Annotated in this window: 11 protein-coding genes and 1 tRNA gene; 8 read left to right on the top strand and 4 right to left on the bottom strand. The window is 73.2% G+C overall.

The window, feature by feature from the left end; all coding sequences use genetic code 11:
- Positions 1 to 323 (bottom strand): GNAT family N-acetyltransferase (locus tag HET64_RS04390; RefSeq protein WP_215102492.1); only part of this gene is annotated, 323 nt, incomplete at its 3' end.
- 143 nt (positions 324 to 466) lie between these two features.
- On the opposite strand from HET64_RS04390, the gene HET64_RS04385 reads away from it, so the two are divergent.
- The 4 genes from HET64_RS04385 to HET64_RS04370 all read left to right on the top strand — a co-directional run bounded on the left by HET64_RS04385 (position 467) and on the right by HET64_RS04370 (position 6511).
- Positions 467 to 3121 (top strand): alpha/beta fold hydrolase, encoded by a 2655-nt coding sequence (locus tag HET64_RS04385; protein ID WP_215102490.1) that lies wholly within the window; start codon positions 467 to 469, stop codon positions 3119 to 3121.
- Positions 3118 to 4032: an ABC transporter permease gene (locus tag HET64_RS04380; protein ID WP_215102488.1), complete on the top strand. Its 915-nt coding sequence runs from the start codon at positions 3118 to 3120 to the stop codon at positions 4030 to 4032. Before HET64_RS04385 ends, HET64_RS04380 begins: the two co-directional genes overlap by 4 nt.
- Positions 4033 to 4248: 216 nt before the next feature.
- Complete coding sequence (locus HET64_RS04375) at positions 4249 to 5850, top strand: von Willebrand factor type A domain-containing protein (RefSeq protein WP_215102486.1); 1602 nt, start codon at positions 4249 to 4251, stop codon at positions 5848 to 5850.
- 193 nt (positions 5851 to 6043) lie between these two features.
- Positions 6044 to 6511, top strand: a complete 468-nt coding sequence (locus HET64_RS04370; protein WP_215102483.1) for a DUF1772 domain-containing protein — start codon at positions 6044 to 6046, stop codon at positions 6509 to 6511.
- 28 nt (positions 6512 to 6539) lie between these two features.
- Here HET64_RS04370 and HET64_RS04365 read toward each other — a convergent pair whose 3' ends face one another.
- Both HET64_RS04365 and HET64_RS04360 read right to left on the bottom strand, forming a co-directional pair.
- Entirely contained in the window at positions 6540 to 7115 is a 576-nt protein-coding gene (locus HET64_RS04365) for a GNAT family N-acetyltransferase (protein WP_215102481.1), read from the bottom strand.
- Positions 7116 to 7272: 157 nt separating this feature from the next.
- On the bottom strand, positions 7273 to 8148 hold the full coding sequence (locus tag HET64_RS04360) for a peptidoglycan-binding protein (protein ID WP_215102479.1): 876 nt from the start codon (positions 8146 to 8148) through the stop codon (positions 7273 to 7275).
- A gap of 354 nt (positions 8149 to 8502) precedes the next feature.
- Here HET64_RS04360 and HET64_RS04355 point away from each other — a divergent pair, with 354 nt between their 5' ends.
- The 4 genes from HET64_RS04355 to HET64_RS04340 all read left to right on the top strand — a co-directional run bounded on the left by HET64_RS04355 (position 8503) and on the right by HET64_RS04340 (position 12516).
- Positions 8503 to 9678, top strand: a complete 1176-nt coding sequence (locus HET64_RS04355; RefSeq protein WP_215102477.1) for a sensor histidine kinase — start codon at positions 8503 to 8505, stop codon at positions 9676 to 9678.
- A gap of 111 nt (positions 9679 to 9789) precedes the next feature.
- Positions 9790 to 10455 (top strand): response regulator transcription factor, encoded by a 666-nt coding sequence (locus HET64_RS04350; protein ID WP_215102496.1) that lies wholly within the window; start codon positions 9790 to 9792, stop codon positions 10453 to 10455.
- A 307-nt stretch (positions 10456 to 10762) separates the two neighbouring features.
- Positions 10763 to 11707, top strand: a complete 945-nt coding sequence (locus tag HET64_RS04345) for an ATP-binding cassette domain-containing protein (protein ID WP_215102475.1) — start codon at positions 10763 to 10765, stop codon at positions 11705 to 11707.
- Positions 11704 to 12516, top strand: coding sequence for an ABC transporter permease subunit (locus tag HET64_RS04340; protein WP_251144753.1), 813 nt, complete (start codon positions 11704 to 11706; stop codon positions 12514 to 12516). Before HET64_RS04345 ends, HET64_RS04340 begins: the two co-directional genes overlap by 4 nt.
- A 105-nt stretch (positions 12517 to 12621) precedes the next feature.
- On the opposite strand, the gene HET64_RS04335 is transcribed toward HET64_RS04340, so the two are convergent.
- Positions 12622 to 12694, bottom strand: a tRNA-Arg gene (locus HET64_RS04335).
- Positions 12695 to 12860 lie beyond the last annotated feature (166 nt).

The following is a 12860-nucleotide window of genomic DNA, read 5'->3' as shown; positions in this document are numbered from 1 at the left end:
CCCTCCACCCCGACCCACAGGTCGTAGCACCCCCGCTCCCGGGCGACGGCCACGAGCGCCAGCGTCAGGGCCCTGCCGATGCCCCGGCGGCGGAACGGGTCGTCGACGGCGAGTTCGTACAGGCACATCTCCGTGCCCTTGTCCGGGTGCAGCATCTCGATGCCCGTGACGAAGCCGGCCGGGACGCCGTCCACGTACGCGATCAGCAGCACATGACCGTCCGCCGCGAGGAAGCGGGCGGCCCATTCCTCACGGGGCGGTGCGTCGTAGAGGTGGCCGGCGGCCAGGAGTTCCCTGACGGTCGTAGCGCGGCGAATGTCCACAATGGCCTCCCGGGGCAAGGGGTCTGAGGGCATTCTGTACCGCGTCCGGAGTACGGCGGGGGCGCGCCGTACCTCTCAGGGAGGCCGCCCGCCTCCCCCTGGCGGCACGCAACCGACTTGCGTCCTCCGCTTAGGGTCGAGGGATGGAGACCTCTACTGCTCGATGGCGGCGCCTGCTGCCCCGCACCCCTGGCCGGTGGGCCGCGGTCGGCGCCGCGCTCGCCGTGCTCGTGGGCGGCGGCACCTGGACCGCCGTCGCCGACGACGGCACGCCCGCCGTGCAGCGCGAGGACCGGACACTGCGCATGGACGGGGTGCCGATCGACACCTCGTACTTCCACGCCGAAGGCTCCGGCAAGCGGCCCGCCGTGCTCATCGGACACGGCTTCGGCGGCAGCAAGAACGACGTACGGGCCCAGGCCGAGAAGCTGGCCGCCGACGGGTACGCCGTGCTGACCTGGTCGGCGCGCGGCTTCGGCAAGTCCGGCGGGGAGATCTCCCTCAACGACCCGGACCACGAGGTCAAGGACGTCTCGCGGCTCATCGACTGGCTCGCGGAGCGGCCCGAGGTGGAGCTCGACGAGAAGGGCGACCCCCGGGTCGGGCTCACCGGCGCCTCCTACGGCGGGGCCGTCTCGCTGCTCGCTGCCGGGCACGACGAGCGGGTCGACGCCATCGCGCCCGTGATCACCTACTGGGACCTCGCCGACGCCCTCTTCCCCGACGGGGTCTTCAAGAAGCTCTGGGCCGGGATCTTCATCACCACCGGCGGCGGCTGCGAGAAGTTCGAGAAGCGGCTCTGCGAGATGTACGAGCGCGTCGCGGTCAGCGGCAAGCCCGACGCCGAGGCGATCGACCTCCTCACCGAGCGTTCGCCGTCCGCCGTCGCCGACCGCATCAAGGTCCCCTCGCTGCTCCTGCAGGGGCAGTCCGACTCCCTCTTCCCGCTCGGCCAGGCCGACGCCATGCAGAAGGCCATCAGCGCCAACGGCGCTCCCGTATCCGTCGACTGGATCTCGGGCGGTCACGACGGCGGCGACAGTGAGACCGGGCGGGTCCAGGGCCGGGTCGGCTCCTGGTTCGACCGCTATCTCAAGGAGGACACCGGCGCCGGCACCGGGCCCGCCTTCCGCGTCACCCGTACCGGAGGCGTCGACTCCACCGACGGCGCCGCCCTCCTGCGCGGCGCGAGCGGCGACACCTACCCGGGGCTGCGCGGCGGCGGCCGGGACATCGCGCTCGGCGGCGGGACGAAGACCTTCCGCAACCCGGCCGGCGCCGCACCGCCCGCCATCTCCGCCGTGCCCGGCGTCGGCGGCGGACTCGCCCAGCTCTCCTCCCTCGGCGTCGGGCTCTCGCTCGACTTCCCCGGACAGTTCGCCCGCTTCGAGTCCGCCCCGCTGGACACCTCCGTACGCGTCACCGGCACGCCCACCGTGAAGGTGAACGTGACGGCGAGCGGCGGCCGGGACGCGGTGCTCTTCGGCAAGGTGTACGACGTGTCGCCGGACGGCAGGCAGCAGGTGCTGCCCCACCAGCTCGTCGCCCCCTACCGGATCACCCCCGACCAGCAGGGCAAGCCGGTCGAGCTGGCGCTGCCCGCCGTGGACCACGAGTTCGACGCCGGACACCGGATGCGGCTGGTGTTCTCCGCGACCGACCTCGGCTACGCGTCCCCGGCCGAGCCGGCCACGTACACCGTCACCGCCGACGGACCGCTGACCGTCCCCACCGCGCCCGCCGTGAAGACCGCGGCGGCCACCCTCCCGTGGTGGACCTGGGGCCTCCCGGCCGCCGCCCTCGTCATCGCGGCCGGGCTGCTGCTCACCGCCCGCCGCCGGACCGCGACGCCCGCGCCGGACCCCGCGCTCACCGACGTACCGCTCCAGATCACCGGTCTCTCGAAGAAGTACGCGAAGGCGGTCGACCGGTACGCCGTGCGCGAGCTGTCCTTCCGCGTCGAGAAGGGCCAGGTCCTCGGACTCCTGGGGCCCAACGGCGCGGGCAAGACGACCACCCTGCGCATGCTCATGGGGCTCATCACCCCCGACGAGGGCGAGATCCGCGTCTTCGGGCAGGCCATCAGGCCGGGCGCGCCGGTGCTGTCCCGGGTCGGGGCGTTCGTGGAGGGGGCCGGGTTCCTGCCCCACCTCTCCGGGCGCGCCAACCTCGACCTCTACTGGCAGGCCACCGGCCGCCCCGCCGAGGACGCGTACATCGAGGAGGCCCTGGAGATCGCCGGGCTCGGCGACGCGCTCGCCCGTGCCGTACGGACGTACTCCCAGGGCATGCGGCAGCGGCTGGCCATCGCCCAGGCCATGCTCGGCATGCCGGACCTGCTGATCCTCGACGAGCCGACCAACGGGCTCGACCCGCCGCAGATCCGCGAGATGCGGGACGTGATGATCCGGTACGCGGCCGGCGGCCGGACCGTCATCGTCTCCAGCCACCTCCTCTCCGAGGTCGAGCAGTCCTGCACGCACCTGGTCGTCATGGACCGGGGCCGGCTCGTCCAGGCCGGACCGGTCGCCGAGATCACCGGATCCGGCGACATGATCCTGGTGACCACGGCGGACGAGGTGTCCGAGCCGCTGGCGGAGAAGGTCGCCGCCCTGCCCGGTATCGGCTCCGCCGTCCGCACCGACGACGGGCGCGGACTCCTCGTCCGCCTCGACGGGGCCACCACCTCCCGGCTGGTCTCCGATCTCGTCCGGCTCGACGTCCCGGTCACCGGCGTCGGACCGCACCGCCGCCTGGAGGACGCCTTCCTCACCCTCATCTCCGGAGGAGCAGCATGAGCGCCCCCGTACAGCCCCCCGAGGCCCGGGTGGAGACCGAACACCCGGAGGCCCCCGGCTACCGTGCCGGGCGCACTCTTCCCCTCCGCGTCGAGGCCATGCGGCAGTTGCGCAGACGGCGCACCCTGCTGATGGGCGGAATCCTCGCCGCCCTCCCCTTCATCCTGATCATCGCCTTCGCGATCGGCGGCACGCCGGACGGCGAGGACGGCGGAGGAGGCGGCGGCGGGGGCGGTGGCCGGATCAACCTGATGGACGTGGCGACCGAGTCCGCCGCGAACTTCGCCGCCACCTCGCTGTTCGTCTCGGCCGGATTCCTGCTGGTGGTGCCGGTGGCCCTGTTCTGCGGGGACACCGTCGCCTCCGAGGCGAGCTGGTCCTCGCTGCGCTATCTGCTCGCCGCGCCCGTGCCGCGCGTCCGGCTGCTCTGGTCCAAGCTCGTCGTCGCCCTCGGCTTCAGCCTGGCCGCGATGGTGCTGCTGCCGCTCGTCGCGCTGGTGGCGGGCACGGCGGCCTACGGATGGGGGCCGCTGAAACTGCCCACCGGGGGAGCGCTGTCCGCCGGGGACACGGTGCCCCGTCTCGCGATCGTCGTGGCATTCATCTTCGTCTCCCAACTGGTCACCGCGGGGCTGGCGTTCTGGCTGTCCACGAAGACGGACGCCCCGCTGGGCGCGGTCGGCGGCGCGGTGGGCCTCACCATCGTCGGCAATGTGCTCGACGCGGTCACCGCGCTCGGCTCCTGGCGCGACTTCCTGCCCGCGCACTGGCAGTTCGCCTGGGCCGACGCCCTCCAGCCGCAGTTGGAGTGGGGCGGCATGATCAAGGGCACGGCCGTATCAGTGACCTATGCCCTGATCCTGTTCGCGCTGGCCTTCCGCGGGTTCAGTCGTAAGGACATCGTGTCCTGAACCTGATGTTCCGCCGGTTTCCCGCCCGCTGTTGCCGCATCGAGATGGTTCCGCAACGCTTTCGCCGACTCCGGTCGGCGACCCCGTACGTCACATTCACAGATGTCGAGGACATCGTGACGACGTGGGGGGTTACACATGCACCAGGCAGGCCGACGACACGAGAAGTGGACGGAAGGCAGGGCAGGTGTCCGGGCGGGGGGCCGGGCGGGCGCCATGGCGCTCCTTCTGGCGGGCGCCATGGTCCTCACCGCGTGCGGCAGCGGCGACAGCGCCTCGGAAGGCAAGCGCGACCTGACCTCGGATACGCGGAACGGGCAGGGATCGACCGGCGGCGGACAGCCCGCGCCGGACGCGGCGGCGCCCGAGAAGGGCCGGTCTGCCGCGCCGACGGGGGAGTCCGGTGACGAGAGCGGGCCGGGCTTCGCGGCACCCGACTACCTCTCCACCTTCGCCCTGGACGTGGACACCGCCAGCTACGGCTACGCGCGCCGCACCCTCGGCGACGGCAGGCTGCCCTCTCCCGAGGAGGTGCGCCCCGAGGAGTTCGTCAACAGCTTCCGCCAGGGGTACGAACGGCCCAAGGGCCCCGGCTTCTCGGTGAACGTCGACGGGGCGCGCATCGGCTCCGGGAAGGGCGGGGGCGGTGGAACCGGAGCCTCCGACTGGTCGCTGCTCCGCGTCGGCCTGGCCACCGAGGCCGCCCCGTCGACCGCCGAACGGCCGCCCGCGGCCCTCACGTTCGTCGTCGACATCTCGGGGTCCATGGCCGAGACCGGTCGCCTGGACCTGGTCAGGAAGTCGCTGACCATCCTCACCGACGAACTGCGCGACGACGACTCCATCTCCCTGGTCACCTTCAGCGACGCGGCCGAGACCCGGCTGCCGATGACCCGCCTCCAGGGCAACCGGAACCGGATCAAGGACGTGGTGGAGGAGATGCGGCCGGACCAGTCCACCAACGTGGAGGCGGGCATCACCCTCGGCTACGAGGAGTCGGTCGAGGGCCACCGCAAGGGCGCCACCAACCGGGTCGTGCTCCTCTCCGACGCACTGGCCAACACCGGCGACACCGAAGCCGAGGGGATCCTGGAGAAGATCGACTCCACCCGCCGGGAGTACGGCATCACCCTCTTCGGCGTCGGCGTCGGCAGCGACTACGGCGACGCGTTCATGGAGCGGCTCACCAACAAGGGCGACGGGAACACCACGTACGTCGGTGACGAGACGCAGGCCCGCAAGGTCTTCGTCGACCAGCTGCCCGCCCACCTGGAGATCCGGGCCCGCGACGCCAAGGCCCAGGTGGCGTTCGACCGGAAGACCGTGAAGCAGTTCCGGCTGATCGGCTACGAGAACCGCAAGGTCGCCGACGAGGACTTCCGCGACGACAGCGTCGACGGCGGCGAGGTGGGCCCCGGCCACACGGTGACCGCCCTGTACGCCGTACGGCTGCGTGAGGGCGCGTCCGGCACCGTGGCCAAGGCCACTGTGCGCTGGCTCGACCCCAAGACCCGCGAGGCCCAGGAAGAGACCGGAACCGCGACGACCGGGGCGGTCGACGGCTCCCTGTGGAGCGGCGGGGGCGACCGGCTCCAAGTAGCGGCGGTGGCGGCCTACTTCGCCGACCACCTGCGCGGCGGCGACCTGCCCGGCGCACCCGGCCTCGGCGAACTCGCCTCACGGTCCGCCGGGCTGGCGGAGGCGACCGAGGACAGCTCCGTCACGAAGCTGGCCAAGGCCATCGGGCAGGCGGACCGGATCGAGCGGGGATCCGGAACGGACGACGAGCCGGAACCGGGCGAGGGCGAGATGGGCTGAGGCGGAGCGGCCGGAGGTCCGAGGAGGCCGAGCGGGCGGAGGAGGCCGAGCGGGACGTGTGTCCTTGGGGGCCCGCTCGGCCCGCCCGCTCGGCCGACTCGGCCCGCTCGGCCCGGGGCCGCCGGGGCCACCGGGGCCGAAACTCTTCGCACGGTCATTCGAAAGTGGGTCCGGTGAAACGCCGTTCCGGGTCATGATGTCCGCCATGACCTCCCTCTTCCTCGTGCTCGCCACGATCGTCAACGGCCTCTACGCGGGCTTCATGCTGACCTTCCTGATCGCGATCATGCCCGGCCTCGGCGACCTGACGGACGAGCAGTTCACGGCGGCCATGCGCCGCTTCAACGAGAAGGTCCCCGGCCCCGTCTTCCTGGTCCTGTTCCTCGGCGTCGTCGCGCTGCCCGCCGCCGCGTTCTTCACCGGCCTCGGCGAGCCCGGCGAGGCGGCGGGGCCCGCCGTCCTGGGGGCGCTGATCTGCGTGGTCGCCGGTCACCTGGTGACCGTGGTCGGGAACATCCCGCTCAACAACGCCCTCGCCGCCTCCGAGGGCGGCGACGACAGTGCGGCCCGCGCGGCCTTCGAATCCCGCTGGAACACCCTCCACCGGGTGCGCACCGCGTTCGCGCTGGTGGCGTGCGTCCTGCTGGCCGTCGCGCTGTAGGGCTGGGCGCCCCTCCGTACGCGGGGGGTCACCGGTCTCCCGCCCCCGCCTCCGCCCGCCGCGGATGGCGGGGGCCGAGCAGCACCACGAGACCGGCCGCGCCGGGCACGGGCGCGTCGACCCGCTGCCAGCCGGCCCGCTCGTACAGGCGCAGCGCCGACCCGGCCCGCACGGAGGTCAGCAGCCAGCAACGGCCGTCCGGGGCGGGCCCCGTCACCGCGTGCAGCAGCGCCGCGCCGAGCCCCGCGCCGTGCGCCTCCGGCGCCACCGCCAACTCGTTCACCTCCAGCGCACCGCAGAGCCACGCCCGCGTCCGCCCGGGCCCCAGCGCCTCGGCGACCTGCCCGTAGCTGCGGTCGGCCGGAAAGGCCTCCGGGGTGATCCAGGCCGTGGCGAAACCCGTCACCGTCTCCCCGGCCGTCGCCACCGCGGCCGTGAAGCCGGGCCGGAGCGCGTCCCGTGCGAGCCGCTCCGCATAGCTGTCGGCCTGCGCCGGATCCTCGTTCCAGGGCGGGGCGGCGAACGCCCGCGCGTACACGTCGCGGATCCCGTCGGCGTACCGGTTCAGCTCCCCGGCCGCCACCGTTCGCACCTCGGCCCTCATCGCACCGTCCCTCGGATCTCGTCGGCGCTCCATCGGCGGGCCGCCGGGCGCCACCGGCGCTACGAGGAAACCACAAGGAACCGCCGTGGCCGTCGACGCCGCCCGGCTCCTCCCCTTCACCCGGGGCGGCGAGGGGGAGGAGCCGGACGTGCTGCGGTCACACGTTGGGCACCTTCAGCCGGTCCCAACTGCTCTTGCCGGGAACGCCGTCCGCGTCGCCGCCCGTGTAGCCCAGCTTGCGCTGCCAGGCGGCGTACGACTTCCGGTCGGCCTCGGACCAGGCCGGGCCGGGACCCACCGTGTACCGGCCGCAGCCCTCGGACACCAGACGCCTGCCCATCGCCGTGACGACCGCACTGGTGCGGCCGACCTTGAAGAACGCGGCCCCCGGGAACGGCTCGTACGTCGGCTTCGGCGGCGGATCGGAGGGCCCGTCCGGGGAACCGCCCAGCCGCTTGGCGATCCGCGTGCGCATCGCGTTCATGGTGAACCCGCGCGGATCGATCTTGCCCGGCTGCCACTCCAGGTGCCCGATCACCGACCGCTGCGACCAGCCGTGCGCCCGGCAGACGGCGGCTGCGGCCCGCTCGATCGCCAGCAGCTGGGCGGCCGGCCAGGGGTCCTTGCCGTCACCGAGGTTGACGCATTCGAAGCCGTAGAAGTGCCGGTTGCCGTCGGTGTTGGCCTCGTTGTCCGGGGGCAGCGCCTTCTCCGCGACGACCGCGCGCAGGACGTCGTCGTCGCCGAGCCCGGCGTGGTTGGCCCGGCCGTTCCCCACGAGGTGGACGGACCCGTCCTTGGCGATGACCCCGTGGCAGAGCGGGCCGGGCAGGGCGGAGTGGCCGTTGTAGCAGAGTTCGACGGAGGACGCGGTGCCCGAGGTGACGGTGTGATGGATCATCACGCCGTGCGTCGGACCCCAGGGTCCCTTGTGGTTCCGGTTGTTGGTACGCCAGCTCCGGTGTTCGACGACGTGGAGGCCTTCGTCGCGGAGGGCTTTGAGCAGCCTGGCTGCAGACAGCGGCGTCGCCATCGCGGCGCTCCTTTCCCTGATGGTGCGTAGTTCACGCGGGCGCTTCGGTGTGGGGTCGGCGGGACCGGCGGGCGGACGGCGGCGGGGAGCCGCGTGCGCCCGCCGGGTGACGGGACGGTCGGGAGCGCCCTGCGGCGGGGATTCCGCCTTCGGGCCCACCTGATCGATTTGCCCGCTCCCACGCCCTGCCGAACGTCCTGCCGGACGGAAGGTTGCGCCGTGCCCGAACTCCCGCCCGGGTATGTCCGAACTCCTGCCCGATGTGCACGGCCGCCCGAGCCGCCCGCCGCCCTCCCGCAGCTACTCCCGCTGTCGTATGCGGCCCGGCCCCCTGCCTCCTACCGTGAGGGGGTGATGACCTTCGACCGCCTGGCCGCCCGTGCGCGGGTTCTGCCGCCGATCGTCGCGGACCTGCTGGTGGTGACGGTGGTGGGGGTGTTGACCACCGCCGACGCGGCCGTCAACGAGCCCGGCTACCGGCAGGCCGACGCGCTGACCTGGGTCCTCCTCGTGGTCTCGCTGGCGGCGCTCGTCTGCCGCCGCCGTTGGCCCGTTCCGGTGGTCTGTGTGACCGGGGCGGCCTGTGCCGGGTGGGCGCTGCACGGGCACATCGGCGAACTGCTGAACCTCCCGGTGATCGTCGCGCTGTACACGGTCGCGGTGCTGGGCGACCGCCGGCGCACCCTGTGGACCGGGGTGATCGCCGCGACGGTCTCGGGCGCGGTGGCGCTGAAGGTCGGCCGGGACGTGGTCAACCCGCAGGGGCTGCCCGTCCTGGAGCTGGTCTGGCCGCTCGTGCCGCTCCTCCTGGGTGAGGTGGTGCGCACCCGCCGGGAACTGCTGACGGAGTACGCGGCGCGCGCCGCGCGGGCCGAGGAGGACCGCGAGCGGGAGGCCGCCCGCCGGGTGCGCCAGGAGCTGGCACGGGTCGCCCGGGAGATCCACGACATCCTCGCGCACACGGTGAGCGCGATGACCGTGCAGGCCGGGGTGGCCCTGGACGCGCTGGACGCCGCGCCGGAGGTGTCGCGGCAGGCGATGACCCAGGTACGTGCCTCCGGCAAGGAAGCCGTACGGGAACTGCGCGCCACGCTGTCCGTCCTGCGCGCTACGGAGTCCACGGCGCCGGCGCCCCGCCTCGGCCAGCTGGACGAACTGGTCGCGGGGGTCGAGGCGGGCGGCGTGCGGGTCAGCCTGCGGCGGGAGACGGGGGGCGCCGGCCTACCCGCGGTCGTCGAGGCCACGGCGTACCGGATCGTGCAGGAGGCGCTGACCAACGTGGTGAAGCACTCCGCGGCGCGGCACGCCGCGGTGTCGGTGACCCGCGACGCCACCCGGGTGACCGTCGAGGTCGTGGACGACGGCCCCCCGGCGCCGCCGCCCGCCGTCCCGCCCGCCGACCGGGGCTTCGGCCTGATCGGCATGCGGGAGCGAGCGGTCGCGGTGGGCGGCGACGTCACGTACGGTCCGGTGCCGGGCGGCGGATTCCGCGTCCGCGCCGAACTGCCGACGGAGGGAGCGGCCCCATGAACATGACGCCGTACGGAACCGGGGGAGCGGCCTCATGAGCACGATGCCGTACGGAACCGGGGGAGCGGCCCCGTGAGCGGGCAGGTGGAGCGCGCGGCGGGCCCGCCGGGGATCGTCCGCGTGGTCCTCGCCGATGACCAGACCGTCGTACGGGCCGGGTTCCGCGCCCTGCTCGACCTCACCGACGACCTGGTCGTGGTCGCGGAGGCCGCCGACGGGGCCCGGGCCGTCGAGGCGGTCCGGACGACCCGCCCGGACGTCGTGCTGATGGACGTCCGGATGCCCGGCGTCGACGGCCTGGAGGCCACCCGCCGGATCGCCGAGGACCGCTCGCTCGACCGGGTCCGTGTCGTCATGCTCACCACGTACCAGGTCGACGCGTACGTCTTCGAGGCCCTCCGGCACGGCGCGGCGGGCTTTCTGCTGAAGGACATCGAACCGGACGACCTGCGTGCCGCGATCCGCACGGTCGCGGCGGGCCGGAGCCTGCTCGCCCCCGCCGTGACCCGCCAGGTGATCGAGGAGTTCGCCCGGCTGAAGGCCCCCGAGGCGGCGGGCGCCGAACGGCTCGCCGTGCTCACCGGCCGGGAGCGTGAGGTGATGGCGCTCGTCGCCGCCGGGCTGTCCAACGAGGAGATCGGCAAGGCGCTGATCATGAGCCCGCTGACCGCGAAGACCCATGTCAGCCGGACGATGACGAAGCTCGGCACCCGCGACCGGGCCCAGCTGGTGGTCCTCGCCTACGAAACGGGCCTGGTCAGGGCGGGAGAACGCTAGGAGTACCCGAGCACGCCCGGTGCCCGGCGCGGAAGACCGCGCAGCAGGCGCGTGTACGGTTTCCGGCGCGCCGGGTGCGCCTCCGTGCCCGTGTACGCCCGTTCGGCGTGGTCCAGGCCGTCCGCCGGCAACGCGTCGTGGGGTGGGCGTCAGAGGAGCGGCCAGGTGAGCCGGCCCGGCCCGGGCACCGGCTGCCCCCTCCGAAGAACGCGCGCGGGCGGCACCGGGATGCCCTACTCCGACGGGAGCAGGAAGCGACTTCCGGCGGAGGATTCGCCATCGGCCCCCCGCTCGTAGCGTCGGCCGCATGATCCAGGCAACGGAACTCACCAAACGCTACGGCGGGCGAACCGCCGTCGACCGGCTGTCGTTCACGGTCCGGCCGGGCCGGGTGACCGGCTTCCTCGGCCCGAACGGCGCCGGGAAATCGACCACCATGCGCCTGATCCTGGGCCTCGACTCCGCGACCGCGGGGCGCGTCACCGTGGGCGGCAAGGCCTACGCGGACCTGCCCGTACCGCTGCGGGCGGTCGGCTCCCTGCTCGACGCCAAGGGCGTCCACGGCGGCCGGTCCGCCTACCACCACCTGGCCGGACTCGCCGCGAGCAACGGCATCCCGCGCCGTCGCGTGGAGGAGGTGCTGGACCTGGTCGGCCTCCCCGTGGAGACGGCCCGCAGGCGCACCAAGGGCTTCTCGCTCGGCATGGGCCAGCGGCTGGGCATCGCGGCGGCACTGATCGGGGACCCGGAGGTGCTGATCCTCGACGAGCCGGTCAACGGCCTCGACACCGAGGGCATCCGCTGGATCCGCGGACTCATGAAGTCCCTGGCGGCGGAGGGCCGCACGGTCTTCCTCTCCAGCCACCTCATGAGCGAGATGGAACTGACGGCCGACCACCTCATCGTGATCGGACAGGGCCGGCTCATCGCGGACACGGGCATGCGCGACTTCATCGCGTCCAACTCCCGCGCGCACACCCTCGTCAGGTCCCCCGAACCGGAACGGCTGCGCACCCTGCTGGAAGCGGCCGGAGCGCGCGTACGACTGGACGCCCGGGGCGGCTGGCGGGTCGACGGCCCCGACGCCCCGGCCATCGGTGACCTGGCCCGGGACCACGGGGTCGCCGTCCACGAACTCATCCCCGCCCACTCCTCCTTGGAGGAGGTCTACACGACGCTCTCACGGTCATCGGTGGAGTACCGGGCCGAGGACAGGAGCTCGTCGGCACCCAGGAAGGAGACAGTCCGATGACCACGAACACGACCACGCCCGCGCTGTCCGACACCCGCCGTAACCGTAACCGGAACCGTAACCGGACCGGCTTCCGGGAGGCCCTCGCCTACGAAGGGATCAAGTTCCGCAGCGTGCGCTCCACGGTGTGGACGACCGCGGCCACCGGCGTACTGCCCGTCGTCGGCGCGGTGTTCATCGCCGCCACCGGCAGCCTGCAACCCGACGACACCGTCCTCGGCGGCAGCCTCACGCTCACCGTCGTCGCCCAGATGCTGGCCGCGGTCGTCGGGGCGCTCGTCGCCTCGGGGGAGTACAGCAGCGGCACCATCCGCACGACGTTCGCCGCCTGCCCCCGCCGGGGCAGGGTCCTCGCCGCCAAGGCGACGCTGGTGGCGGGCGCGATGTACCTCCTCGCCCTGGTCTCCTGCACGGCCGCCTACCTCGTCGGGGACGCCATGCTGCCGGAGGGCCGGTACGCCCGGGGCGAGCCGCTGCCCGCCCTGTTCGGCATCGCCGCGTCCTTCGCGGTGGCCGCCGTCCTCGGCCTCGCCGTCGGCACCCTCGTACGCCACTCCGCCGGTGCGGTCACCACGGTGATCGGCCTGCTGCTCCTGCCGTCCCTGTTCGGCCCCCTCTTCGGCGACGCCGAACGCTGGGTCGCCGGACTCTCCCCGACGGCTGCCCTGGAAAAGCTCACCCAGACCTCGGACGCCGCCGCCGACACCGTGGGCAGCCTGGGCCCCTGGCCCTCCCTGCTCCTGGTCGCCGCCTGCACGACGGCGCTCACGCTCGGGGCCCTGCTGCTGCTCCGCCGCCGGGACGCGTGAGGGGCGGGGCGCCGCTTACGCCGCCATGACGCCGCGCTCGCTAGCGTCCCCCTGACCGACGAAAGGCCCTCCGGTGCGGAGGGCCTCTCGGTGGTGCGGTCGGTGTGCCCCCGGCAGGACTCGAACCTGCGGCCAAGCGCTTAGAAGGCGCCTGCTCTATCCACTGAGCTACGGGGGCCGGGAGTCCTGATCGGTGGTTCCGTGGCCGTGCCGGGACAAGGATAGGGCTCCGATCCCCTGGACCCGGTTGCTTCACCTGCGTGGCACGATGTGGAGGTTCGGTGAAGCGAACCGATAATCGCAGGTAGGTGCGATTCCTGCATCGGTTTTCGCTCCCCTCGCGC

The sequence above is a fragment of the Streptomyces sp. McG3 genome (assembly GCF_018619185.1).
Lineage (GTDB): Bacteria > Actinomycetota > Actinomycetes > Streptomycetales > Streptomycetaceae > Streptomyces.
The sequence above is the reverse complement of the archived record's forward strand: the minus strand, read 5'-3'. Positions and strand labels throughout refer to the sequence as shown.

What these genes read in the sequence shown, in the direction of transcription:
- HET64_RS04385 (WP_215102490.1), top strand. Translation starts at nt 467, where the DNA reads ATGGAGACCTCTACTGCTCGATGGCGGCGCCTGCTGCCCCGCACCCCT.
- HET64_RS04380 (WP_215102488.1), top strand. Translation starts at nt 3,118, where the DNA reads ATGAGCGCCCCCGTACAGCCCCCCGAGGCCCGGGTGGAGACCGAACAC.
- HET64_RS04375 (WP_215102486.1), top strand. Translation starts at nt 4,249, where the DNA reads ATGGCGCTCCTTCTGGCGGGCGCCATGGTCCTCACCGCGTGCGGCAGC.
- HET64_RS04370 (WP_215102483.1), top strand. Translation starts at nt 6,044, where the DNA reads ATGATGTCCGCCATGACCTCCCTCTTCCTCGTGCTCGCCACGATCGTC.
- HET64_RS04365 (WP_215102481.1), bottom strand. Translation starts at nt 7,115, where the DNA reads ATGAGGGCCGAGGTGCGAACGGTGGCGGCCGGGGAGCTGAACCGGTAC.
- HET64_RS04360 (WP_215102479.1), bottom strand. Translation starts at nt 8,148, where the DNA reads ATGGCGACGCCGCTGTCTGCAGCCAGGCTGCTCAAAGCCCTCCGCGAC.
- HET64_RS04355 (WP_215102477.1), top strand. Translation starts at nt 8,503, where the DNA reads ATGACCTTCGACCGCCTGGCCGCCCGTGCGCGGGTTCTGCCGCCGATC.
- HET64_RS04345 (WP_215102475.1), top strand. Translation starts at nt 10,763, where the DNA reads ATGATCCAGGCAACGGAACTCACCAAACGCTACGGCGGGCGAACCGCC.
- HET64_RS04340 (WP_251144753.1), top strand. Translation starts at nt 11,704, where the DNA reads ATGACCACGAACACGACCACGCCCGCGCTGTCCGACACCCGCCGTAAC.